Origin of the sequence: Synechococcus sp. JA-3-3Ab, from assembly GCF_000013205.1 — a bacterium.
Lineage (GTDB): Bacteria > Cyanobacteriota > Cyanobacteriia > Thermostichales > Thermostichaceae > Thermostichus.
On sequence record NC_007775.1, the window covers coordinates 2,767,569 to 2,790,589 of the forward strand.

A 23,021-nucleotide genomic window follows, 5' to 3' on the forward strand; every position below is an offset into this window, starting at 1 on the left:
GATTCTAGTAGTTATTTTTGCCCAGCAATTTCTACCTTAGGCTCATCAAAACGCCGGAGAGAGGAACTTCTTGGGGAGGCAGCAGAGGCACCTCTACTTTCGCCACTTCCTGCTCGTAAATGCCCAGCTGGCGAGCGGCAGCCGTCGCAATATCCAGATCTCGACCGCGAACAAAAGGGCCCCGAGCCAGAACATCCACCACCACTCTAGGCCTGGGATCCTCAGAATTGGTCAAAGTCTCCCAAAAACGTGTCCGGGAATACACTGATGAGCCCCACGGATCCCAGGTTCCGCAGAGGGATCTTTCGGCTGAAGTCAGTGGGCTTGGGTTGGGGCAATGCTCCCAGAAGCCGGCGCGGCTCCTCAAGGGCGAGGGGATCCCGGAGAAATGCAAACCACTGTATCAATTTCTACATAGTTCTCTACATTCCGCAGTCTTCGTTAGGGGCTGAGCTAGAGTGTTTCCAGCAGGCTCCTGGGGTGGGCTGCCTTTTCAGGAGGCCAAGTGCCGCGACTGATCGCATCAGCGGGCTGGAGGCACTTGGTTAGCAATTGGCAGGAGTAGCGATGCCAGCATCGCAACGGCAAGCTAGGCGCGAGAACAGCCTGGCCAAGCTTCGCAAGGAACGCCGGAGGGTAAGCAGAGGATCTAGGCCCAGCGGCCCAAAACATGTTACAGGTTCTCCCCCAGCCTGAAACCTCCGTAGGGGCGAGGGGGCGTACACAGAAGAGCTTACAGCCGTGTTGGTACCTATGTTTGCCGTGGATGGGAAAACCCCCCTGATGTTAATCAAACCCAGCCCCGCCAGACGGTGGGTAGCAAGCGGCGAAGCCACACTCCCCTGGCAGCGAGGTGAGCGGGGCGTGCGGCTGAAAGCAACCAATCGAGTGAGTTTGCAGGAGGTCGCTCCTGGCAAGCAGCTATGGCAAAATGCCAACCTAGGGTATTGCAAGTTTTTAACGTTCAACGGTTGGAGGGCACGGCTCCTAACAGCGCCGTGTAATGGTGTGTGATGAAAGTCGGAGATCGAGTGCGGGTGCGTACCAGCGTGATCGTCTATCACCACCCGGAACATCGCAATCAACCTTTTGACCTCAAAGGTATGGAGGGAGAAGTGACGGCTGTGATCCAAGACTGGAACGGCCGCCCGATCAGCGCTAATTTTCCCTTTCAGGTGCAGTTTGGGAATAAGTTCCGCGCCCACCTCCAGGCCGACGAGCTGGAGGTGATCGAGGCGAGCCCTTCCTCCGAGCCTGCGGCCTAGGTGAGACCCAGCAGGGTACGGTTGGTTTCCAGAATCGGCTGGATCAAAGCAAACTCCGCGGGGGTGAGGTACTTGGCTATCACCTCTTGCAAGAAGCGGTAGGTAGCCTCACAACTGCGCTGGGTGCGGAAGGCCCGCATCAAGGTCTGAAACCAGTAGAGAAATCGCTCCTTGTAGCGCTGCTCATCGTCTAGGAGCATGGCCAAAGCCGAGAGGCGCAAAACCCGCACGGTGTCGGCTCTCCATTTGTTGCGGAAATCCTCCACCCCTCGCATGAGCAAGTAGGGATCCAGAGCGCGCAGCTTCGCCTCCACCTCGCCGACAATCTGGGCTTCCGCCGCTTGGATTTTGCGATAGGCGCCCAGGCGCAGCTCAAAGGAGGCCAGGTAGCTCTCCATGAACTGCATCTCCTCATCTCTGAGGTAGCGTCCGTCGGCAGCCAGGCTCAGTTGGCGCAGTTGAGTCAGCATGGAGATTCCCTAGAAAACCAAGGAGAGAGGGGGAGTGCGGCCCTTTCGCCCCCGATCCTAGCCGCAAGCCCGTTGACAAAAGTGCGCGATCCTGCGGATCTTCGGCTATTCTCCCCGGCCTCTCAGCCGGGTTAATATTAATTAATAGTCTATCGTTGCAAGAATCCACTCGACCCCAGATGCCATCTGTGAGTTCGATAAAAAGCACCCTTTGGGAGGAAACGCTTCCGTGAGTCAGAAAGGTAAAAACAAAAAATGGAGAAGCGCCGGATTGTACGCGTTGCTGGCCATTGTCTTGATCTCGCTGGCCACAACCTTCTTCGGCACCCGTCCGGCTGAGCGTCTGGAGATCAGCTACTCCGACCTGATGAGCCGCATAGAACGGGGCGAGGTCAGCAAAGTCTTGGTCGAGATCGCCCCCGATGGTCGCCAAATTGCCATTGCCGAGGCGGAAATCAACAACCGCGCCACCCAAGTGCTGGTCAACCTGCCTCCCCTCACCCCCGAGTTTGAGAACACCTTGCTTGCGCAAGGGGTGGAGCTGGCGGTGCGCCCGGTTCAGGAGGAGGGTCTGCTGGGGCGCATCCTCAGCACCTTCTTCCTGCCCGTCTTGCTGCTGCTTGGCCTGTTTTTCCTGTTGCGCCGAGCCCAAAACGGCCCTGGCAGCCAGGCGCTCAACTTTGGCAAGTCGAGGGCAAGGGTGCAGATGGAGCCGAAAACTCAGGTTACCTTCAACGATGTGGCTGGTGTTGACCAGGCCAAGTTGGAGCTGGCCGAGGTGGTGGACTTTTTGAAAAACCCCGAGCGGTACAACGCTCTGGGCGCCAGGATCCCGCGCGGGGTGTTGCTGGTCGGCCCCCCAGGTACAGGTAAAACCCTGTTGGCCCGCGCTGTGGCCGGAGAGGCGGGTGTGCCCTTCTTCTCCATTTCTGGCTCTGAGTTTGTGGAGATGTTTGTTGGAGTGGGGGCCTCGCGGGTGCGGGATCTGTTCGAGCAGGCCAAGCAAAATGCCCCCTGTATTGTCTTCATCGACGAAATCGATGCCGTGGGTCGGCAGCGGGGAGCCGGCCTAGGAGGTGGCAACGACGAGCGGGAGCAAACCCTGAACCAGTTGCTGACCGAGATGGACGGCTTTGAGGGCAACTCCGGCATCATCGTTATCGCCGCCACCAACCGCCCCGATGTGTTGGATGCAGCGCTGCTGCGGCCCGGTCGCTTTGACCGCCAAGTGACGGTGGATCGCCCCGACTTCCAGGGCCGCCTGGAGATCCTCAAGGTGCATGCCCGCGGCAAAACCTTGGCCGCCGATGTGGATCTGGAGAAATTGGCCCGCCGCACCCCTGGGTTTACCGGCGCAGACCTGGCCAACCTACTCAACGAAGCGGCCATCTTGGCGGCCCGCCGCAACCTCACCGAGATCTCGATGGACGAGATCAACGACGCCGTGGATCGGGTGTTGGCTGGCCCAGAGAAGAAGGATCGCCTCATGAGCGAGCGGCGCAAGGAGCTGGTGGCCTACCACGAGGCAGGACACGCCCTGGTGGGATCCCTCTTGCCCAACTACGATCCCATTCAAAAGGTCAGCATCATTCCCCGCGGCCAGGCGGGCGGCCTCACCTGGTTCATGCCCAGCGATGATGACATGGGCCTGACCACCCGTGCCCACTTGAAAAACATGATGACCGTCGCCCTGGGGGGTCGGGTGGCAGAGGAGGTGGTCTATGGCGAGGCGGAGGTGACCACGGGGGCAGCCAGCGACCTACAGCAGGTGGCCCGCATTGCCCGCAACATGGTCACCCGCTTTGGCATGAGCGACCGCCTGGGCAACGTGGCCCTGGGACGCCAGTATGCCAATATCTTCTTAGGCCGTGAGATCGCTGCAGAGCGGGATTTCTCCGAGGAGACGGCGGCCCTCATCGACGAAGAGGTGCGACGTCTGGTGAATGAGGCCTACCAACGGGCCACTTACCTGATCCGGGAAAACCGCGCCCTCTTGGATCGCATCGCCCGCCGCTTGGTGGAGGCCGAAACCATTGATGGGGAAGAGCTGCAAGCGATCATCGACAGCTCGGAGGTGGTGATGCTACCGCCTGAGGAGGAGCCGGAGCCGCTGACCTTCCCGATAACCCTCAACGCTAGTGCCTAGTCTCCATGGACACAGGCCAGGGATCCCTGCCTTTTCGCCTGAGGAGGGCGGGGATCCCGATTTTTGCATGATGATAACTATCTCCCCTCTCCCAGAGAGAGGTTGGGGGTGGTCGCGTCGGCGGCGTGGCGCGCTTGGGCCATCCCTCAGGGAGAAGGGCTGGGTTGAGGGAGGCTAACTTAGCTAACGACGGCCGAGCCCGACAAGATGCGACTCACCTCCGTTTCGATAGGCTGGGGCTCATACATTTTCAGGACGTACTCAGCCACCATGCGGTCGGTGTTGAAGACCGGGTTGAGGGTGCGGATTGCTTCTTTCATGCGAGCAATCCAGCGGCGCGGGATCCCTTTTTCATCCCGGTCGTAGAACATAGGGATAATCTCGTATTCCAACACATCGTAGAGGGAGCTGGCGTCCAGATCGTCTTGGGCGGCTGGATCCAGACCTTCGATTTCTTGGCCGATGGCCCAGCCATTGCGACCGTTGTAGCCTTCGGGCCACCAGCCGTCCAAAACGGAGAGGTTGAGCCCCCCGTTGAAGCCCACTTTTTGGCCGGAGGTGCCGGAGGCCTCCAGAGGACGCCGCGGGTTGTTCAGCCAAAGATCCACCCCTTGGACCAAATTGCGGCTGACGTAGGCATCGTAATTCTCAATAAAGGCGACCCGGTGAGCCACCTCAGGCCGATTCGACCATTCCACCACCCGTTGGATCAGGCGCTTGCCTTCTTCATCTCGCGGGTGAGCCTTGCCGGCAAAGATAATCTGCACAGGGTACTCTTTGTTGGTGAAGATGCGGGTCACTCGCTCGAGATCGCGCAAGATTAGATCTCCTCGCTTGTAGGTGCTGAAGCGGCGGGCAAACCCAATCGTCAGGATCTTGGGATCCAACAACTGGTTGACGGCCTGGAGACGTTCGTTGCTTTCGCCGCGGTTGCGCCGCGCCCGCAACACCCGGTGGCGGGTAAAAGACACCAACCGCTCCCGCAGGGCTTCCTTGCGCCGCCACAGCTCCTCATCGGGAATTTCTTCCACCTTGGCCCACAGCTCCGGATCCGACACCCGCTCCGGCCAGTCGGGACCCAGGTATTGGTCGTAGAGGTTCCAGAAGAGGGGGGCAACCCAGGTGCGGGCGTGAACCCCGTTGGTAATGGAGCCGATGGGCACCTCCTCCACCGACCGCTCTGGGTAGAGCACATGCCACATTTGGCGAGAGACGCGCCCATGTAACTTGCTCACCCCGTTGGCTGCACGTGCGTAGCGCAAAGCCAGCACCGTCATATTGAAGCGCTCCCAGGGATCCCCGCCGCGCCGCGCCCCCAGAGCCAAAAATTGCTCCCGCGTCAAGCCCAGTTGCGGCCAGAAAGAGGCAAAGAACGCATCCATCTCGTTGGGGCTGAAAGCATCGTGCCCAGCCGGCACCGGCGTGTGAGTGGTGAAGACACACTTTTCCCGCACCTTGGCCTCTGCCGCCTCAAAGGGCGTACCCCGTGCCACCTCCTCCCGCAGCAGCTCCAAAGTCAAGAAGGCAGCATGCCCCTCGTTCATGTGATAGACCATGGGATCCAGGCCCAACTGGCGCAGCAGGCGCACCCCCCCAATGCCGAGGATACACTCCTGGGCAATGCGCGTATCGGTGCTGCCGCCGTAGAGATGGGCAGTAATCCAGCGGTCGATGGGATCATTCTCCGGCAGGTTGGTATCCAGCAGGAAGAGGGGCACCCGCCCCACGTCCACCCGCCAGGCGCGTGCCTTCACCAGCCGCTGCCGCATTGCCACTTCCACCAACAGAGGGCTGCCATCTGGCTGCCGCACCAACGTCAGAGGCAGCGCGTCAAACTCGCAATCTTCGTACAGCTCCCCTTGCCAGCCGCTGAGATCCAGGCGCTGCTGGAAATAGCCTTGGCGGTAGAGCAATCCCACGCCCACCAGCGGCACCCCCAGATCGGAGGCGGATTTGAGGTGATCGGCAGCCAGCATGCCCAGGCCCCCGGAGTAGATGGGCAAAGACTCGTGCAGGCCGTACTCAGCGCAGAAATAGGCAATAGGACGCTGCCAGTCGTAGGTCTTCATGGTGCGCTTGGCCCAGGTATCCTCAGCCGCCATGTACTGCCGATAGGCCTGCACCATGCGATTGAGGGTGTTGAGGTAGTTGACGTCAGTAGCCAAGGCCGCCAAGCGCAAGTAAGAAACCTCCTCCAGCATGCGCACCGGGTTGTGAGAGGTTTTTTCCCACAGGGCGGGATCCATTTCCCGGAAAATGGTGAGGTGATCGGGGTTCCACGTCCACCAATAGTTACGGGCGATCTCGCACAGGGGCGTGAGCGCCTCCGGCAGCACCGGGCAACGTTCGGGAAAAGCGGGGGCTAAAGTGGCAAGGGACATAGGACAGATACCTGGGGTTGAAGCTATAGGCCGGAAAAAGAAGCGGCAGAGGTTAATCGTGCCTGGTAAACGTTTCTAATTTTTTATTATTGAGCCAACTTTGAGAATTCTGGCAGGAGGATTCAGGATCTCTACAAAATCTGCAGCAGCTCCAAGCCAGATTTCCTCAGTCTTTTCCCAGATCTTGCAACAACAATGGCCACCGGCAGTTCGGTTTTCAATCTCAGAGAAGGCTGCTGATCGATCTGCGGCCTGTCTGAAGAGACGGTGCTGCATCGGAGTTAACAGAGTTTCCAGAATTGCCACTGACTCCTGATCCCGGCAGGGCAATCTAAACTGCCACAAGCTCGGCAAAGCTTTAGCTGCCTTCGCTACCAAATGGCCTTTTTCGATAGGAGCTCCGACTGAGCCTAGCGTCCCTCCACCACGGCCAAGCTGGTGTTGCGGTAGTAGTGGCTGAGGATCTGTTGGTAGGAATAGTTTTGGCTGGCCAGGGCGGCAGCTCCCCATTGGCTCATGCCCACCCCGTGCCCGTAGCCGCGCCCTTGGATTTGGAAGAAAGCGGGAAAGTTTGCCCCAGCAGGGGTCAGGCTGGCGGTGGTGGCCGCCTCCCCTCGTGGGCTGATGGCGATCATCGTGCTGCGCAACCCCAGAGCCCGCCGGAATTCGCTGCCGCTGACGTCTTTGCTGCCTTGGGATCCCACTAGGCGCAGGGTGATGGCCCGTCCCCAGGGAGAGCTGCGCAGGATCTCAATGGAGCGGATGGCCCCGATCCCGCCGGCCAACTGCTGGAGCTGTTGGGCAGGAATGGTAGCCGTCCAGCTAAACACCGGCGAGTGGTGATCGAAATCGGGCACCCCCTGCAAGTAGGGCCGCGACTCCAGCCAAACATTGCCGGCATCGTCTGTGTGGCCGCCGCCGGAGGAGTGGAAAACGGCGTTGATCAACTGCCCCTGGTGGACGAGAACCTGGCCGGCAGTCTCGCGGGCTGCTGCCTGGGTGCGGTTGGATTCGGCAGCCACCCCTTTGTAAACCTGCCAATCAATCCCACTCCCCAAGTCAAAAGGCTGCTGGGAGCGACGACTGCGATGGTAGAGGGCATAGGTGCGGGAGGCCACGGCTTGGGCTTTGAGGGCCTCCATCGGGAAGCGGTGCCCCATCTCGCTGCCCACCACGCTGGAAACGTAGTCCTCCAAACCAACTTGATTGATGGCGATCACTCCACTTTCGCCGGGGATCAGCTCCACCCAGCCGCGGTACCAGTTCTGGTCGATGAACACCAACCCATCGGGGGTGGTGGGCTGTAGGTAAAGGCGTTCTCCCTGCTGGCCGGCCAAACTGACCGCCGAGCCTATCCGGCTGGCCTGCAGCGGCTGCATGGCCGGAACTTCGGCCAGCGGTTGTCCCTGGGCATCCAGCAGGCGGGCCGGGGCAGAGCTGCCGAGCCTGACCTGCGGCTTGTTGACGGCAATCCCCACCCGCAGCAGCACCCGCGCCTGCACCGGAAAGGCCAAGCAGAGCCAAGCCCAAACCAGAAGGCCGATCCCCCTAAGCCAAGCCGAGGGCAGCGGGGACACAACCGGAGAAGAAAAGAGAGCTACACTCACACGTCACTCCTCTGGGAAAGACCACCCAAGAGCAACGGATCCCTGTCCGCCGATAAACCACTTCGGAGGAGGGATCCAGAAGGAAACTGCGATCCTGCGGTGAGGATTGCCCAACCAACCCCTCAAGCGACCGACCAACCAAAGCGCTCCCGCCTTCAAAGAGCTTTGCCTTCGAGGCCGCGGCCGGATCCCAGCCAGCTGCTCGCGCTGGCAGGCCGGGGGCCTTCCGATATGACAGTATCAAAAACCGCTTGCCGATGCACGACCTCAACCCGGCCTTTTTGTCGCCCAAGTTCCCCGTCAGGTTGCCAGAGGGATCCCCCGCCGGCGGCTAAACCACTGCTGCAACAGGCGACGACACTCGGCCTCGCAAACTCCGCCGATGACCTCTGGGCAATGGAAGCTGGCGGCAGAAGCGGGCAGGTTGAGCACGCTGCGCAGCGCGCCGGCCTTGGGATCGTCGGCGCCGTAGATCACCTGGGCCAGCCGCGATTGGCTGATCGCCCCCGCGCACATGGGGCAGGGCTCCAGGGTCACGTACAGCCGACAGCCCTGCAACTGCCAGTCGCCCAGGCGCTGCCCCGCCTGCCGTAGGGCCAAAATCTCCGCGTGGGCCGTAGGATCCCGATCCCGTTCCCGCCGGTTGCTGCTTAGGGCCAACAGCTCTTCCCCCGGCCCCACCACCAGAGCCGCCACCGGCACCTCGCCCGCTTCTCCCGCCCGCTCGGCTTCTTGCAGGGCCAACTGCATCCAGGCGCGGTGGCGTTGCCATGGATCCCGCTCCGGCGGTGCTGAGGAAGGGAGGTGAGCTAGATTCCCGGTCATCGCTAGGCTCTTGAGCCCTGTCTTTGCCCGCAAGATTTGCTAAGTTAAGCACATATCCCCTAAACAGCTAAAAGAAGAATAGGCCAAAGTAAACCGGGTCTGCTTGCGCAGGTGGGTAGCGCCGGTCTGCCTGAGCTTCCTCAGTGCAGTGTTTTTGGGGCAATACGGCTGAGCTCTGGGAGGGATCATGACACGGCTTCTACGGCAAACATTTCTGGCGATGGCTTTGTTTGGCGGAGGCATTGCCTATGGGGTCTGGTTGTCCTCGCCAAGGGGGCAAGCATGGCTGCAGCAAACTCCCCTTGCCACTTGGTCGCAGCGGGCTGGAGAGGGGGTGGGATCCCTTCTGCCTTGGTCTGAGTCCCCTCCTGAGTCTGCCTCTCCTGCCGATGCCGTGCGGCCTTCCAATTTCATTGCCGCCGTTGCCCAAAAGGTGGGACCGGCGGTGGTGCGCATCGACGCCACCCGCACCGTGGCCAGCCCTATTGATCCCGAGCTGTTCAACCAGCCCCTGTTCCGCCGCTTCTTTGGGGGCCAAATCCCCCAACTGCCGCAAGAGTTTCAGCAGGAGGGCACCGGATCCGGATTCATCATCGATCCCAATGGCCTCATTCTCACCAATGCCCACGTGGTGGAAGGCAGCGAGCGGGTGAGGGTGCATCTGCTGGATGGGCGCACCTTCGAAGGCAAAGTCAAAGGCTCAGACCCGGTAACCGACATCGCCGTGATCCAGATCGAGGGCGAAAATCTGCCCACGGTTACCTTGGGCAACTCCGACCAGGTGCGGCCAGGAGATTGGGCCATCGCCATCGGCAACCCGCTGGGCCTGGACAACACGGTAACGGCGGGGATCATCAGCGCCGTCGGGCGTTCCTCCGGGCAGATTGGGGCCACCAACAAGCGGGTGACGTTCCTGCAAACGGATGCGGCCATCAATCCCGGCAACTCGGGCGGCCCGCTGCTGGACGCAGAAGGTCGCGTCATTGGGGTGAATACGGCCATTTTCCAGCGGGCTCAGGGTGTTGGCTTTGCCATTCCCATCAACCGCGCCATGGAAATTGCCGAGCAACTGATCCGCAATGGCCGGGTGGAGCATGCCTTCTTGGGCATCCGCATGATTACCCTCAACCCCGATTTGGTGGAGCGCCTCAACCGGGACCCGGGCCGATCCACCACGCTGACAGTGCAAGAGGGGGTGTTGATCGGGCAGGTAATTCCGGGATCGCCGGCTGAGCAAGCTGGCCTGCGGGAAGGGGACGTCATTGTTGAGATTGACGGCCAACCTATTCGCGATGCCGAGCAGGTGCAGCAGTTGGTGGATGCCACCGGTGTGGGCAAGACGCTGACGCTGCGGGTCATCCGCGACGGCCAGGCGCGCACCTTCCAGGTGAAGACGGGGGTGCTGCCGGTGGGCTCTTGAGCAGGCAGGCTGGGATCCCGATCCCTACCTTATTCTCAGCAAGCTCCCCTCCAAAGACTTGGAGTCGTTTTAAACTAGGTGAAAACACTCTGCCGCCATCCAAGCGCTCCGCGCCGCTGGCGCGTTTGCGACAGCCCTGCCTACCAATAACGACGTAGAGAAACGTTTCGTTGCTATTTGAAATGACCACAATCCCTGGGGCGATAGAGCCACCGCTGTGCCCGACAGGGGGTCTGCCCGGCAACGAGTAGTTTTACGTGCCGTCCGTCGTTGATCCCCGTGACAGAATAGCCCTAGAGGCGGGGAGCGAGATCGCGTATGGCTTGGGCAGTTGGCGAAGAATTGCAGGGGGGGCGCTACCGCATCGAGGCCGTTTTGGGGGAAGGGGGCTTCGGCATTACCTACCGCGCCTGGGACAGCGTCCGTGCTGAGGATGTGGTTATCAAGGTCTTAAAGGACAGCATCCGCGAGGATCCCGACTATCCTCGCTTCCAGCAAAACTTCATGAACGAGGCGCTGCAACTGGCCCGCTGCCGCCACCCCCACGTGGTGAAGGTGGAAGAGGTGATCTGGGAGCAGGAGCGTTGGTGCATTGTGATGGAGTACATCCGTGGCCAGACGCTGCACCAGCTTTTGCGGCAAAAGGGGCCGCTGCCCCTGCCGGAGGCCCTGCGCCTGACGCGAGAGGTGGGATCCGCCCTCATGGCCCTGCACGAACAGGGGATCCTGCACCGCGATGTGAAGCCGGCCAACATCCTGGTGCGGGAGGGATCCGGGCAAGCGGTGTTGATCGACTTTGGCCTGGCGCGGGCCTACGCCCAAGGTTTGATCCAGCGCCATACCTCCTACGGCACCGATGGCTACGCCCCCCTGGAGCAGTACGACAGCCTGCGCCGCCGCGGCGCCTTCACCGATGTCTATGCCTTGGCCGCCACCCTCTACACCCTGCTGACGGGGATAGTGCCCTTGTGCGCGCCGGTGCGGGCCACAGGCCGGCAGTTGGATCCCCCCCGCAGCCTTAACCCCAGCATTCCTGAAGAGGTGGAGGCCGCCATCCTCAAAGGGATGGCTCTCCACCCCGAAGAGCGCCCACAAACCATGGCCGAGTGGCTGGCCCTGCTGCCGGGAGCGGCCTCTCAAGAAGAGAAGAAGCCGCTGACCTTTGAGCCCGCCATCCGCACTCAAGATCTGCGGCAACTGGAGCGGCTTCTGGCCCCGCAACCCCAAGATGAGCTGGAACAGCTCCTGGCCCAGCACTCGGCAGAAGAGCTGGAGCAAATGGTGGCGCCCCCTACCCCTGCCACGACAAAGAAAAAAGAGGGGGCATCCGGATCCCTGGTTTCTCCCGAAGTTTGTCTAGAGGGACAGGGATCCCTGCCCGCTACTCTCCCCTGGCCAGACTGGGTGGGAGAAGCGGCTCCTGCCCTACAAGGGCTGTGGGATCGGCTGCGGGCTGGCCAGTGGGGGGAAGCCGATCGCTGGACGACGGCTCTAATGTTAAAGCTGGGCGGGCGATCCCAGGTAGGCTTTTTCGACCCCAAGGATGTTGAGGCTTTCCCGTGCCCTATGTTGCGGCTCATCGACCAACTCTGGATGCAGGCCAGCCATGGGCGCTTTGGCTTTACCGTCCAGAAGCAGCTCTGGCAGGAGTGTGACTCGGAGAAAAGGGGAGGGCTCAGCTCGAGATCCTTCTCGGCCTTACCCCGCGAAGAGTGTATGGGAGAGAAAGTGGGCTGGCAGATCCAGGGCCGCTGGCTGGAGTACGGGGAGCTCAAAACCAACTTGGAAGCGCCCAAGGGCCATCTGCCGGTGGGCTTTTTCTGGGGATACTCGGGGGGGTTACGCGCAGCCCTGCTGATGCTGGATCGGGCGGTATTGAAAAAGTTCAAAGCCTGCCTGTAAAAAACTTCCCCCTCCTGGGGATACAAAGCCAGAACGGCGAAAAAAGGGAGAGTGGACGCCTATCCCCTCAAGAAATCGAGGAGGATTGCCGGGCACTCTTCTCCAAAAGGGAGGTTGCCTGAGGGCTTTCGCGAACGGCCAGTCCCAAGTGAATCAGCGCTGTCTCAACAGTATTGACCTGCTCTGCCAAAGCTTTCCACCCTCTTGCTTTTATGCCGTAGCGCTTACTAAAGTAAGCTCGAGCGGCTGCAAAGGAAGCAAAAGCTTTTTTTAGGGTCGCTGCTGTCCAGGGCTTGGCATTCAGCCGTAGCCAATTCCTTTGACCTTGCTGCTGTCGCTCGGCAACAAGCTGTCCTGTCAACTGAAGGAGCTCAATATAGTTGCGACGCGAGGCCGCGATTGCCGTTTCAAGGCTCTCGATGAGACCCATGGTTATCCTCCAAATTCGCTTGATAAATATCCTACTCGTTCTTCTGAAGCAACTTTCTAGAACCCGTAGAAGGCAGGTTAGCCTTAAAAATAGCCATGATCCTGTTCAGGTAACTTTGCAGTGAGCTCCTAATCTCTGGAATGGGAATGTAGTTTACCGCGTTCTGAAGCTGGTCAAAGATATGTTTAAGTTCCTTCAGAGCTAAAATGGCACGGCTGACGATCTCCTGGACTTGCAGCTGCTCTTCTGCAAGCTCTCTTATTCTATTGGCCAGCTTCTGATTTTCGTGTTCTTTCTCGACGAGCAAATCTAAAGCTACTTCCTCGCTCTCTTCTATTCTACGCTTAAGTTTTAGGTTTTGCTCTTCCAGAAATTCAATCTGCTCGATTAATAAACCTAACTCGCGCAAAGAACTAAATTCAATACCTCTGCCCACGAGAAAGTTAACAATTTGGTCGCTGCACTCTTGTCTTTGAAGCTGTAGTTCTGTGAGTTTAGGCTCTGCCAATTCCTTTAAGACTCTATGAGCTATTCCTACCCCCAGGAAATCGCCGTCGCCATGTCCAGGAATACTAACCCTCAAATGCCCGCGAACAGCTTGCGTGGGATGTCTGGCACGACGACGGACAATCTCCCAGCCCCACTTTCTTGCCTGAGACAAAATGTCTCGTTTCCGCCAATTTCTTGAAGACTGAATAGTGGTTTGAATCTCTCTCTGCTCCTCTATAACTTCTTCCCGCCTCTTAAGGAGATAGCCAAGCTCGTCTTCTCTGAGACAATCCATAGAACAGAACCTTAAGTGAAACTTCCTTACCTAGTCTACTCGGTTTTCACGGAGACCTGGGCTGATTGTACGGCAAAACCTCACCTCTCAGAAGCTATTGACGTTAAGAAATACTTAGTAGTTTTTCTAACAAGGTTTCTAAGTAACAACACAGCGGCAGAGCGAGCCAGCTCTGTAAAAAAACTCCCCTCTCCCCTTGGGAGAGGGGCTGGGGGTGAGAGGGTGGAGAGCCTTAGTAGCGATGCACCAGCTTATTGATGGGCTTGAAGATGTCGGCCTCAAACCTCTTGCCCTTGAGCATGCGGTTCCAGTACAGCCAGGGCAACAGGTGCACCTTGGCCAAGTACATGGAGTAGCGCTCCCGCGTTGGATCCAGGGGGAAAGAGGGAGCTAGCTTCCCGTCGTAGGCAAACTCTGCCATGATCAGGGAGTTGTAGCCGGTGATCAGGGGGCAGCAGGTGTAGCCGTCGTAGCGGGCCGGCAGCGGCTTGGACTGCATGGCCGCCAAGAGGTTTTCCGCCAGCACCGGCGCCTGCTTGCGGGCCGCGGCTGCCGTCTTGGAAGTTGGCAGGGAAGAGGCATCCCCCAAAGCAAACACGTTGGGGTAGCGGGGATGCTGCAGCGTCCATTTGTCCACCTCCACCCAGCCGCCGGGCCCTGCCAGAGGGCTGCGCTTGACAAAGTCCGGGGCGCTCATGGGCGGAGCCACGTGGATCATGTCGTAGTGCAGGCTCACCTCCTCTTTGCCGCCGTCGGTGGTGACTTCAAAGATGGCCTCCCGGGTCTCGGGCCGGATGGCCTTGAGGTTGTGCCTGAACTTCACCTGGATCCCGCGGCGCTCCACCACCTTCTCCAGGGCGGCGCTGTATTCGGGCACCGCGAAGAGGGTAGGGGTGGCGGTGCAGAAGATAACTTTGGTGTTGACGCCAACGCCGCTTTTGCTCTTGAAAACGTCGTCGGCCATGTACATGATTTTTTGGGGCGCGCCGCCGCACTTGATGGGAGTGGCAGGGTAGGTGAAGATGGCCGTGCCCCCCTGGAAGTTGCGGATGGTCTCCCAGGTGTAGGGGGCGTAGTCTTTGGAGTAGTTGCTGGTCACGCCGCCCTTGCCCAGCGCCTCCGGCAAGCCCTCGATCAGGTGCCAGTCAATTTGGATGCCGGGGGCCATGATGAGGTAGTCGTATTCGATAACTTGGCCATCCTCGGTGATGACGCGGTTGTGATCCGGATCCAGCTCGGTTACTCGCGCCTGGATCCACTTGGCTCCCCTGGGGATCACGGTTTTTTCATCGCGCACAAACTTGGCCAGCGGCGCAATACCCCCACCCACCAACGTCCAGCCGGGCTGGTAGTAATGCTTGTCGGATGGCTCGATGATGGCAATGTCAAGGTTGCGCTGGCGCTCCAGCAACTGGGCTGCTGCGCTGATGCCGGCTGCCCCTCCCCCGACGACGACAATCTGATGGCGGAGAACCGCCGCGGACCCCTTCGATCCGATCCCTTGCACCTCAGAGCGCGCGCCGTTTTGCGGCACTGCTGCTGACTGCGCCTGGAATTCCCTTGGCTTTGTAGTCGGTACCACGATAACTCCCTCTAAAACTCAAAACGGAAACAAAAAAGAGACCGATAGACCCGTCGGCCATATTAAAAACAGCAAGAGAGCCAACCAACCCATCCAAGAGCCCGGACAGGTCAGCTAGCATGGGAGGCCGAAGCACTTCGGCTCCCCACAAGCTCTAGCTAATCATACTACCTAATAAGAATATATTCATCCTTTCTATCTATCTGTCGAGAATTTTCAGCAAATCTTAGCCGCCTCCTTAGCCGCCTCCTTAAACGTTGTTGACGCTTGCCTTAGCAAGAGCTGCTCGGGGAGCGTTTTACTGGGAAGGGCAGGCGGCATCCGCTAGGCTGTCAGATGGAGGAAGGTCGGCAGCTCGTCCTGCCGTTGTGTTGTTGTAACTCAAGATTCCGAACATGGCCAAACCTTCATCCCCTGAGCTGCTCCCGGCCCTTGCCTGGCATGCCCTGCCGGAGGAGCAAGCCATCCAGCAGCTCCTCGGAGAGGAGCTCTCTTTGCCGACGCTGTTGGAAAAAGGCCTCTCCCAGGCGGAAGTGGAGCGGCGGCAGAAGCAGTATGGCCCCAATGAGCTGAAGGCCAAGGCAGCTACCCCCGCATGGGTCAAGTTTCTGCAGCAGTTTAACCAGTCGCTGCTCTACATCCTGATGGTGGCCGGGGCGATCAAGGCGTTCCTAGGCTCCTGGCGCAACGCCATCGTAATCTGGGCGGTGGTGGTGATCAACGCTCTCATCAGCTACATCCAAGAGTCCAAGGCGGAGGAGGCGATTGCCGCCCTGGCCAAGTCGGTGGTGACGGAAGTAACGGTGATGCGGGAGGGGCAGAAAGTGCGGGTGCCCTCGCGGGAGCTGGTGCCGGGGGATGTGGTGCTCTTGAGCTCGGGAGACAGGGTGCCTGCCGACCTGCGCCTGGTAAGCGTGCGCAACTTGCAGGTGGACGAATCGGCCCTCACGGGAGAGTCGGTGCCGGTGGAAAAACGGCTGGGATCCCTCCCCGAAGACACGCCGTTGGCCGACCGCCAGAACATGGCCTATGCCGGCAGCTTCGTCACCTTTGGCCAAGGGGCGGGGGTGGTGGTGGCCATCGGTAACCAGACCCAAACAGGCCGCATCTCCAAGCTGATCGAGGAAGGGGGATCCCTGCAAACTCCGCTGACGCGCAAGTTTGAGGCGTTCAGCCTGACCTTGCTGAAAATTATCCTCACCTTGGCGGCGCTCACCTTTTTGGTGGGCCTGGTGCAGGGCCAAGCGGCAGTGAGTGTCTTTGAAGCGGCAGTGGCGCTGGCGGTGAGCGCTATCCCCGAAGGCTTGCCGGCGGTAGTTACCGTAACCCTGGCCATTGGGGTCTCCCGCATGGCCCGACGCCACGCCATCATCCGCAAGTTGCCGGCGGTAGAAACCCTGGGCAGCGCCACGGTGATTTGCTCGGACAAAACCGGCACCCTCACGGAAAACCAGATGACGGTGCAGGCCATCTACGCCGGATCCCGGCTCTACCGGGTTAGCGGCAGCGGCTACAGCCCCCAGGGCCAGATCCTACCTCAGGAAGACGATTCCCCCGTCGAAATCCGCCAATCGCCTGCCCTAGAGGCTTGCCTGGTGGCCGGCTGCCTCTGCAACGACACCCGCCTCCAAGCCAAGGACAACGGCCAGTGGGAAGTTGTAGGGGATCCGACTGAGGCGGCTCTGCTTGTGGCGGCTCAGAAAGGGGGCTTGGATCGAGAAGATCTGCAGCGCCGCCGCCCTCGCCTGGACAGCATCCCCTTTGAATCCGAGTTTCAGTACATGGCCACCCTGCACCGGTTGGGGCCGGAGGAGCACTGCATCTACGTCAAGGGATCTGTAGAAGCTCTCTTGCCCCGCTGCGGCAGCCAGATGGGATCCCAGGGGGAGATCCAGCCCTTGGAAGCGGAGCGGATTCGGCAGCAGGTGGAGGCCTTGGCGCGGCAGGGGCTGCGGGTTCTGGCCTTTGCCCAAAAAACCGTCCCCAGCAGCCAAACTCAGGTGGATCACTCAGATCTAGAGGAAGGGCTGATTTTCTTGGGCTTGCAGGGGATGATTGACCCGCCGCGGCCAGAGGCCATTGCCGCCGTGCGCGCCTGCCAGAGTGCCGGGATCCAGGTGAAGATGATTACCGGCGACCATGTGCTCACCGCCCAAGCCATTGCCGAGCAGATGGGCCTGGGCGGCGGCAAACCGGTAAAAGCCTACAGCGGCCGGGATCTGGAGCAGCTCGGCCCAGAGGAGTTTGTCACTGCCGCCAACGAGGGATCCGTCTTTGCGCGGGTGGTGCCGGAGCAAAAGCTGCGCCTGGTGAAGGCCTTGCAGTCGCAGGGTCAGGTCGTGGCCATGACCGGCGATGGGGTCAACGACGCCCCGGCCTTGAAGCAGGCAGATGTGGGCATTGCCATGGGGAGGGGCGGCACGGAAGTGGCCAAAGCCGCCGCCGACATGATCTTGACCGACGACAACTTCGCCTCCATCAAGGCCGCCGTCGAGGAGGGGCGCACTGTCTACAACAACTTGCTCAAGGCCATCGCCTTCATCCTGCCGGTGAACGGCGGGGAGTCAATGACCCTTCTCCTCAGCGTCCTCCTCAACCGCGAGCTGCCCATTTTGGCCATCCAGGTGTTGTGGCTCAACATGATCAACTCCATCACCATGACAGTGCCCCTCTCCTTTGAGCCCAGCACGGGGCGGGAGATGACCCAACCACCGCGGGATCCCGATGCCAACTTGCTCTCTCCTCGGCTGCTGCAGCGCATTCTGCTGGTTTCAGCCTTTAACTGGCTCTTGATCTTCGGGGTTTTTGAATACATCGAACAAACCACCGGCAACCTCAACCTGGCCCGCAGCATGGCCATTCAGACGCTGGTGATTGGGCGCATCTTCTACTTGCTCAGCCTCAGCCAGGCTATTCCTACCCTGTTGGGCCGCGGGCGCGCCAGCCAGTTGGAACGCCGCGAACGCCTAATGGATGTGGCGGCTATCACCATCGGCATTGGAGCGGCCATCCTGCTGCAGATCCTCTTCAGCCAATGGAGCCTGTTCAACGCTCTCTTCGACACGGCACCGCTAGCTTGGGAGCAGTGGGGCTTCTGCCTGGTGGTGAGCCTGCCAATGATTGGGGTGGCAGCGCTGGCCAACCGGGTGGATCCGGAAGGCGCTTCGCTGGCCCGCTTACCCAGGAAAACCTAAATCTTGGGGGAAGCCAGAGCGGCGGCAAGGGCTTGCCTCCTAGATGGCTACGCTCAGCGGTTGCCCTGGGGGATGAGGAGTTGCCGCAAGGCTTCTTTGAGGTGGGGATATTGGAAGGTGAACCCCAGCTGCAGCGCGGCTTGGGGGATCACTTTCTGCCCTGTTAGAACCACCTGAGCTGCTTCGCCCAGCAGCAGTTCTAGGGCTGGGGCTGGTACCGGCAGCCACGAGGGGCGGGCCAGAACTTGCCCCAACGTGCGGCAGAACTCTTCCATTGGCACTGGGTTAGGGGCAGTGGCGTTGAAGACGCCGGATCCCTGTTGCAGCAGGAAGCAGACTAGACTCACCCAGTCGTCGCGGTGGATCCAGGAGACCCACTGCTTGCCAGAGCCAATGGGGCCGCCGAGGAAGAACTGAAAGGGGGCAAGCATTTGGGCCAGCGCTCCCCCATCGGGCCCCAACACGATCCCGGTGCGCAGGATGGCCAGGCGGATCCCCAGCTCCTCTGCCGGGCGGGCGGCAGCTTCCCAAGCTTGACAGACTTCTGCCAAAAAGCCTTGGCCCGGGGGATCCGCCTCCGTCAGGGGATCCCCTTCGGGATGGGATCCGTAGTAGCCCACCGCCGAGCTGCTGAGGAGCACCCGGGGCTTTTGCTGCAGGGAAGCAAGAGCCTGGACAAGAGCCTGGGTAGTTTCCACGCGGCTGCGGCGGATCTCTCTTTTCTTAGCTTCTGTCCAGCGGGAAGAGGCCAGGGGCTCTCCGGCCAAGTTGACAATGGCCTCGTAGCCTTCCAGAGCTGAGGCCCAGGCTTGCGGTTGGTAGGGATCGTACTCCAGCAGCTTGAGGTTGGGGGATGCTCCCAGAACGCGGCGGGCCTGCTCAGGGCGGCGGCTCAAAACCAACACCTCATCTCCTCGCTCCAGCAGGCGGGCCACCAAGCGGCGCCCGATAAAACCACTCCCACCCGTGATGGCAATGCGCATAGGCGGATCCCGATAAGCACCCTACAAGCCCCTGGGCTCTCTGTTGCCTTCGTCCTTTGGACGGCGTAGAGCTTGCCCAAGGTAGGAACCTCTAGCCTAGCGCGTTTCCGGGTTTGGCCATAGCCGGTTTTTCTCTGGGCTGTCCGGCAGTTCCTGCTTGGCGTTGACCGAAGACCCGGAAAAAGAGCCGAAATCCGCCTCCGCCGTACCGGAGTAGAGCTGAAAAGAAAAATGTTTTGGACCACCGCCTGACACGTTCGGAAAAATCGGCTTCAATAAGCCCTAGCTGCGCTTCCCAGTAGCAGAGGTGGTCTTTCATCCCCCGATTGCTTCCCTTCACCCGTGACACCCAAGTCTACTTCGCGTACCTCGGCTCGCCCCATGTCTGTCAATGAGGGGCAGGTTCCTCGGCCTGAGCTGGGCGTCTCTATTGCTCCGCGGCTGCGTCGTTTGCAGGGGCAGGGATCCCTGGTTCGGGCCGGAGCGCCCCCTTCTCTCCCGGTTCCCGGCCCGCGGACGATCCCCGTCCGGCCTTCCTGTTCAAGAAATCTGTCTCGCCTGCGGGAACGACGAGCCCCAGAGCCGGAGCCCCAAGCTTGGGAACTGCTCTGTCGCATCGGGGTGAACCTCGTGTTTACGGCGGCTGCCCTCGGCGGCCTGTATCGCCTTTTACCGGTGCAGTTGGCCCAGCACCACCGCCTGCAGGTTTTGGAGCAGAACCTCGAAGTCCTCTCAGCCCGAGTCTCACGGTTGCGGGAGGGAGTGGATCGCGGCATGGATCCCTTGCAGCAGCAAGCCCTCATCAAGGAACGCCTCAACCGCGTGCCGCCCGATCAAATCCAGGTGCGCCTGGTGGATCCCAGCGACCTAGTAGCCGACGCGGAGAAAAAGGCACCCCCCACCTGGATTGGACAATCTCCCCAGTTGTCCAGAAGGCCCTAGCTAGGACTGTTGCAGCAGCAGGGCCGCCTCTTTGGCAAAGTAGGTGAGGATCATGTCAGCGCCGGCCCGCTTCATGGCCAAGAGGGATTCCATCATCACCTTCTTGCCGTCGATCCAGCCCTTTTGCTCGGCAGCCTTGATCATGGCGTATTCGCCGCTCACGTTGTAGGCGGCCACGGGCAGATCTGTCGCTTCCTTGACCCGATAGATAATGTCCAGGTAGGCCAAGGCCGGCTTCACCATCACAATGTCCGCCCCTTCCGCCTCGTCCAGCTCCACTTCTCTAAGGGCCTCGCGGGCGTTGGCGGGATCCATCTGATAGGTTTTTTTATCCCCCCACTTGGGCGCGGATCCCAGGGCATCGCGAAAAGGGCCATAGAAAGCGGAGGCATACTTGGCGGAGTAGGCCAGAATCGCCACGTCGGTATAGCCTTGCTCATCCAGGGCCTCGCGAATGGCGCCGACACGACCGTCCATCATGTCGGAGGGGGCCACGATGTCGGTTCCCGCTTCCGCCTGGGAGAGGGCCTGCTTAACCAACACCTCCACTGTCTCGTCGTTGAGGATCACCCCGTCCCGCACAATGCCGTCGTGGCCGTCGCTGTTGTAAGGATCCAAGGCCACATCCGTGATCACCAGGATCTCGGGGATCTCCTGCTTGATCCGACGCACCGCCCGCTGGATGAGGCCCTCCGGGTTGAAGGATTCTCGCCCCGTGGGGTCTTTCTTTTCTTCGGGCACCACCGGGAAGAGGGCCACCGCCGGGATCCCCAAGTTGGCCGCCTCCTCCACCTCCTTGAGGAGCAGATCCAGGGTGTAGCGGTAGCAGCCGGGCATCGACTCCACCTCTTGCCGCTGGTTCTCCCCTTCCATGACAAACAGGGGGTAGATGAGATCCTGCACCCGCAGGTGGGTCTCCTGAACCAGCTGGCGAAGGGCCTCGGTGCGCCGCAGCCGGCGGGGACGGTAGATCAGGTCTTGGCTCATAGGAGCAGGAGAAAGAGGGCCTCTCTATTTTGCCATGAGGGCCCCAGGAGCTCAGTCAAAGCGGAGGGGGAAAATGCCGCTCCAACCAGCAGCCAATTGCTTGCTGAACAGCTGCAGCCTCGCAGTCGTGCAAAAGGTCGTGGCGCGACTGGGGAAAATCGTAGACTTCACCCTTGGGAAGCCGACAGGCAAACTCCACAGCGCCAGCAGGATTGACAACAATATCGGCAGAGGTGTAGAGCACCAAAACTGGCAGCTCCAGCCGGTGGGCTTGTTCAAGGCAGCGCCGGCCGCTGCGCACCAGCTCCGCCGTAAACCGGGCCCGGGTAACACCACACACGTAAGGATCTGCAGCCAAGGCTGCCTGCTGCTCCGCTAGGGAGGTCACCCGCCCGGGTTCGTAGAGGCCGGTCAGGGCCAACTGGGGCAAAACCTTGTCCAAGACCTGTAAAAGACCCCAGGTAAAGTGGTTGAAATAGTGGTCGATACGAAAGGCCGGGGAGATAAGGATCAAACCTTGCACCTGGTCGGGGTGAGCAAGCGCATATTCCGTAACCCAATTGGCCCCTGCACTGTACCCACACCAGATCTGCGGGAGCTCTCGCTGGGGCCAAACTTGCTTGACGATTGCCTCTAGATCCGCTTGGTACTGGCCGAAGCGGTCGATCCAGCAGCGAACCAAATCCCCGCATGTCGGGCGCCAAAGCTTCCCACCCCTGAGCCGCCAACTCCGCCGCCAAGGGGCCAAACCCGCCGCCGTGATCCCCTTTGCCGTGCAACAGCAACACCCGGCCCCGCGGGGATCCCTGTAGCCAGTGGCGCAGAAAAACCGCGGTGCCGTCTGAAAGCTGTAGTTCCCGGGAGCAATAGATCTCTTGAGACGACGGAGGTCTTGCCTGACTGGGCAACCGCTCCTCTGAAGCATCCCAGTGGTTTAACTGATGAACTGGATTACCGGACAAGTCAAAAGGCATAGATAGGTACCCAGCCAGCAAAGCCGCAGATCCCATCCTCCCATTCCCCAGCCTTCTCCAACACTGCTGCCGCTGAGCGAGCGCAATGTTGCTTTTCGCTTTAAAACATTTCTTAACAATTTTGCCCCTTGCCAGGGATCCCTATCTGGCCGAGCTTTGCGGCTCTTTTCCGGCAAGTGTCCGAGGCGTTTTGGGGACAAATTGGGGCCAACGGCGGGAATGAGGAGCTGTTGGGAGGTATGATCTTGTGAAGAACTTTTGCCGAGCCTCAGGTCTGACGGGATCCCGTCTCCGTGGCTCTCGGTCTTTGCTCTACCATTGCTTTGTTGCTTGTTCGCTTCATCCACTTGGAAACGGGTCGCTGAAACTATGCTGTTACTGAAAATCTCTGTTTACGCGGTGGTAATCTTTTTTGTGGGGCTGTTTGTTTTTGGTTTCTTGAGCAATGACCCTGCCCGCAACCCCAACCGTCGGGACATGGAATGAGGGATCCCGCATTTGGGCGTTCCTGGTGAGAAGGGCTTACGCCTTAAGGGGGTGCTTGACGCATCCCCTGCTTTCGCTTAGCTCTCAATCCAAAGCAACGGCTCGGCTTGCCTACTGAAAGACTGTAATCAGAAGAGTCTGGGATCCAGAGCGGTTTTGCTGGTCAAAGGCAGTGATTCGAAACTGCCAAACGCCGGCAGGATCGCCAGGAGCAACCCGGAAGTCGGTGTTGAAGCTACAGAAAGTGGCACCTGGGCTGCAGCCAACCTGCTGGGGGCTAAAGACTTCCCTTTGCACGCGCGTGCCAAGCGGGTTGAAGGTTTCCAGTTCCACAAACTGGGTTGAGCGGGCGCCGCCCGGCACACTGACCTGCACCGTGAAAGCCGGTGTGGAGGTGCCTACGCGCCCAGAGGTAGGCGGATTGATAAAGGAAACGGTTGGGCTTTGGGGTGGAATGACAATCGATCCGCCAGAGTTGCCGCTGTTGCCGCAGGCAGTCAGAGTGGTGGCTAGAAAGCCCGTTGCCAAGAGAGTTAGCGCAGCGCGTCGCATTCTTGCCTTTTCTCACGAAACTTTGCAGAAACCTGGTGAAACCTTGGAAACCCCTTGTCCCTTCTCTGGGGCAAGTTTGCCTCTAGGCTAA

General features: G+C 60.1%; 19 protein-coding genes and 1 pseudogene. 7 read left to right on the plus strand and 13 right to left on the minus strand.

Annotated elements, in window-relative coordinates; translation table 11 throughout:
* Positions 1-31: 31 nt before the first annotated feature.
* Entirely contained in the window at positions 32-235 is a 204-nt protein-coding gene (locus CYA_RS14925; RefSeq protein ID WP_143597342.1) for an RlpA-like double-psi beta-barrel domain-containing protein, read from the minus strand.
* Positions 236-1,013: 778 nt separating this feature from the next.
* On the opposite strand from CYA_RS14925, the gene CYA_RS12860 reads away from it, so the two are divergent.
* On the plus strand, positions 1,014-1,265 hold the full coding sequence (locus CYA_RS12860; RefSeq protein ID WP_011431523.1) for a ferredoxin-thioredoxin reductase variable chain: 252 nt from the start codon (positions 1,014-1,016) through the stop codon (positions 1,263-1,265).
* Here CYA_RS12860 and CYA_RS12865 read toward each other — a convergent pair.
* Positions 1,262-1,735: a hypothetical protein gene (locus tag CYA_RS12865; protein ID WP_011431524.1), complete on the minus strand. Its 474-nt coding sequence runs from the start codon at positions 1,733-1,735 to the stop codon at positions 1,262-1,264. The two genes, CYA_RS12860 and CYA_RS12865, sit on opposite strands and share 4 nt — an antisense overlap.
* A 229-nt stretch (positions 1,736-1,964) precedes the next feature.
* Between CYA_RS12865 and ftsH the strand changes: the two genes are divergently transcribed.
* Positions 1,965-3,881 (plus strand): ATP-dependent zinc metalloprotease FtsH, encoded by a 1,917-nt coding sequence (gene ftsH / locus CYA_RS12870; protein WP_011431525.1) that lies wholly within the window; start codon positions 1,965-1,967, stop codon positions 3,879-3,881.
* 179 nt (positions 3,882-4,060) lie between these two features.
* Here the strand turns inward: ftsH and glgP are convergent, their stop codons facing one another.
* The 3 genes from glgP to CYA_RS12885 all read right to left on the minus strand — a co-directional run bounded on the left by glgP (position 4,061) and on the right by CYA_RS12885 (position 8,694).
* The gene (gene glgP / locus CYA_RS12875; protein WP_041438652.1) at positions 4,061-6,262 is read right to left on the minus strand and encodes an alpha-glucan family phosphorylase; all 2,202 of its coding nucleotides are present in this window, start codon (positions 6,260-6,262) and stop codon (positions 4,061-4,063) included.
* 410 nt (positions 6,263-6,672) lie between these two features.
* Entirely contained in the window at positions 6,673-7,869 is a 1,197-nt protein-coding gene (locus tag CYA_RS12880) for a SpoIID/LytB domain-containing protein (protein ID WP_041438653.1), read from the minus strand.
* A gap of 300 nt (positions 7,870-8,169) precedes the next feature.
* Positions 8,170-8,694 carry a nucleoside deaminase gene (locus CYA_RS12885; protein ID WP_011431528.1) on the minus strand — a complete coding sequence of 175 codons (525 nt, stop codon included), beginning with the start codon at positions 8,692-8,694 and terminating at the stop codon, positions 8,170-8,172.
* Positions 8,695-8,881: 187 nt separating this feature from the next.
* Here CYA_RS12885 and CYA_RS12890 point away from each other — a divergent pair, with 187 nt between their 5' ends.
* Positions 8,882-10,114: an HhoA/HhoB/HtrA family serine endopeptidase gene (locus CYA_RS12890; protein WP_011431529.1), complete on the plus strand. Its 1,233-nt coding sequence runs from the start codon at positions 8,882-8,884 to the stop codon at positions 10,112-10,114.
* Positions 10,115-10,432: 318 nt separating this feature from the next.
* Positions 10,433-12,016 carry a serine/threonine-protein kinase gene (locus CYA_RS12895; protein WP_011431530.1) on the plus strand — a complete coding sequence of 528 codons (1,584 nt, stop codon included), beginning with the start codon at positions 10,433-10,435 and terminating at the stop codon, positions 12,014-12,016.
* A 67-nt stretch (positions 12,017-12,083) separates the two neighbouring features.
* Here CYA_RS12895 and CYA_RS12900 read toward each other — a convergent pair whose 3' ends face one another.
* From CYA_RS12900 to CYA_RS12910, 3 genes are all read right to left on the minus strand, one after another.
* The gene (locus tag CYA_RS12900; protein WP_011431531.1) at positions 12,084-12,446 is read right to left on the minus strand and encodes a hypothetical protein; all 363 of its coding nucleotides are present in this window, start codon (positions 12,444-12,446) and stop codon (positions 12,084-12,086) included.
* A gap of 31 nt (positions 12,447-12,477) precedes the next feature.
* Positions 12,478-13,230, minus strand: coding sequence for a hypothetical protein (locus CYA_RS12905; protein WP_041438657.1), 753 nt, complete (start codon positions 13,228-13,230; stop codon positions 12,478-12,480).
* 232 nt (positions 13,231-13,462) lie between these two features.
* Positions 13,463-14,737 carry an NAD(P)/FAD-dependent oxidoreductase gene (locus CYA_RS12910; protein ID WP_011431532.1) on the minus strand — a complete coding sequence of 425 codons (1,275 nt, stop codon included), beginning with the start codon at positions 14,735-14,737 and terminating at the stop codon, positions 13,463-13,465.
* 470 nt (positions 14,738-15,207) lie between these two features.
* Between CYA_RS12910 and CYA_RS12915 the strand changes: the two genes are divergently transcribed.
* Positions 15,208-18,006, plus strand: a complete 2,799-nt coding sequence (locus CYA_RS12915; protein WP_011431533.1) for a cation-translocating P-type ATPase — start codon at positions 15,208-15,210, stop codon at positions 18,004-18,006.
* A gap of 53 nt (positions 18,007-18,059) precedes the next feature.
* Here the strand turns inward: CYA_RS12915 and CYA_RS12920 are convergent, their stop codons facing one another.
* The gene (locus tag CYA_RS12920; protein WP_011431534.1) at positions 18,060-18,989 is read right to left on the minus strand and encodes a thylakoid membrane protein ThyD; all 930 of its coding nucleotides are present in this window, start codon (positions 18,987-18,989) and stop codon (positions 18,060-18,062) included.
* A 96-nt stretch (positions 18,990-19,085) separates the two neighbouring features.
* Positions 19,086-19,265: a hypothetical protein gene (locus CYA_RS14930; RefSeq protein WP_143596988.1), complete on the minus strand. Its 180-nt coding sequence runs from the start codon at positions 19,263-19,265 to the stop codon at positions 19,086-19,088.
* A 105-nt stretch (positions 19,266-19,370) separates the two neighbouring features.
* On the opposite strand from CYA_RS14930, the gene CYA_RS12925 reads away from it, so the two are divergent.
* Positions 19,371-19,931 carry a hypothetical protein gene (locus CYA_RS12925; RefSeq protein ID WP_228375367.1) on the plus strand — a complete coding sequence of 187 codons (561 nt, stop codon included), beginning with the start codon at positions 19,371-19,373 and terminating at the stop codon, positions 19,929-19,931.
* On the opposite strand, the gene hemB is transcribed toward CYA_RS12925, so the two are convergent.
* The gene (gene hemB, locus CYA_RS12930; protein ID WP_011431536.1) at positions 19,932-20,918 is read right to left on the minus strand and encodes a porphobilinogen synthase; all 987 of its coding nucleotides are present in this window, start codon (positions 20,916-20,918) and stop codon (positions 19,932-19,934) included. It lies immediately after the preceding gene.
* A 55-nt stretch (positions 20,919-20,973) separates the two neighbouring features.
* Positions 20,974-21,928: pseudogene (locus CYA_RS12935) on the minus strand (alpha/beta fold hydrolase).
* A gap of 333 nt (positions 21,929-22,261) precedes the next feature.
* Here CYA_RS12935 and CYA_RS12940 point away from each other — a divergent pair.
* Complete coding sequence (locus CYA_RS12940; RefSeq protein WP_011431538.1) at positions 22,262-22,378, plus strand: photosystem II reaction center protein I; 117 nt, start codon at positions 22,262-22,264, stop codon at positions 22,376-22,378.
* Between the two features lie 111 nt (positions 22,379-22,489).
* Here CYA_RS12940 and CYA_RS12945 read toward each other — a convergent pair whose 3' ends face one another.
* A complete protein-coding gene (locus tag CYA_RS12945) occupies positions 22,490-22,930 on the minus strand; it encodes a hypothetical protein (protein WP_011431539.1) in 441 nt (146 codons plus the stop codon).
* Positions 22,931-23,021: the final 91 nt, after the last annotated feature.

What these genes read in the sequence shown, in the direction of transcription:
- CYA_RS12860 (WP_011431523.1), top strand. Translation starts at nt 1,014, where the DNA reads ATGAAAGTCGGAGATCGAGTGCGGGTGCGTACCAGCGTGATCGTCTAT.
- CYA_RS12865 (WP_011431524.1), bottom strand. Translation starts at nt 1,735, where the DNA reads ATGCTGACTCAACTGCGCCAACTGAGCCTGGCTGCCGACGGACGCTAC.
- glgP (WP_041438652.1), bottom strand. Translation starts at nt 6,262, where the DNA reads ATGTCCCTTGCCACTTTAGCCCCCGCTTTTCCCGAACGTTGCCCGGTG.
- CYA_RS12885 (WP_011431528.1), bottom strand. Translation starts at nt 8,694, where the DNA reads ATGACCGGGAATCTAGCTCACCTCCCTTCCTCAGCACCGCCGGAGCGG.
- CYA_RS12890 (WP_011431529.1), top strand. Translation starts at nt 8,882, where the DNA reads ATGACACGGCTTCTACGGCAAACATTTCTGGCGATGGCTTTGTTTGGC.
- CYA_RS12895 (WP_011431530.1), top strand. Translation starts at nt 10,433, where the DNA reads ATGGCTTGGGCAGTTGGCGAAGAATTGCAGGGGGGGCGCTACCGCATC.
- CYA_RS12900 (WP_011431531.1), bottom strand. Translation starts at nt 12,446, where the DNA reads ATGGGTCTCATCGAGAGCCTTGAAACGGCAATCGCGGCCTCGCGTCGC.
- CYA_RS12905 (WP_041438657.1), bottom strand. Translation starts at nt 13,230, where the DNA reads ATGGATTGTCTCAGAGAAGACGAGCTTGGCTATCTCCTTAAGAGGCGG.
- CYA_RS12915 (WP_011431533.1), top strand. Translation starts at nt 15,208, where the DNA reads ATGGCCAAACCTTCATCCCCTGAGCTGCTCCCGGCCCTTGCCTGGCAT.
- CYA_RS12920 (WP_011431534.1), bottom strand. Translation starts at nt 18,989, where the DNA reads ATGCGCATTGCCATCACGGGTGGGAGTGGTTTTATCGGGCGCCGCTTG.
- CYA_RS12925 (WP_228375367.1), top strand. Translation starts at nt 19,371, where the DNA reads ATGTCTGTCAATGAGGGGCAGGTTCCTCGGCCTGAGCTGGGCGTCTCT.
- hemB (WP_011431536.1), bottom strand. Translation starts at nt 20,918, where the DNA reads ATGAGCCAAGACCTGATCTACCGTCCCCGCCGGCTGCGGCGCACCGAG.
- CYA_RS12940 (WP_011431538.1), top strand. Translation starts at nt 22,262, where the DNA reads ATGCTGTTACTGAAAATCTCTGTTTACGCGGTGGTAATCTTTTTTGTG.
- CYA_RS12945 (WP_011431539.1), bottom strand. Translation starts at nt 22,930, where the DNA reads ATGCGACGCGCTGCGCTAACTCTCTTGGCAACGGGCTTTCTAGCCACC.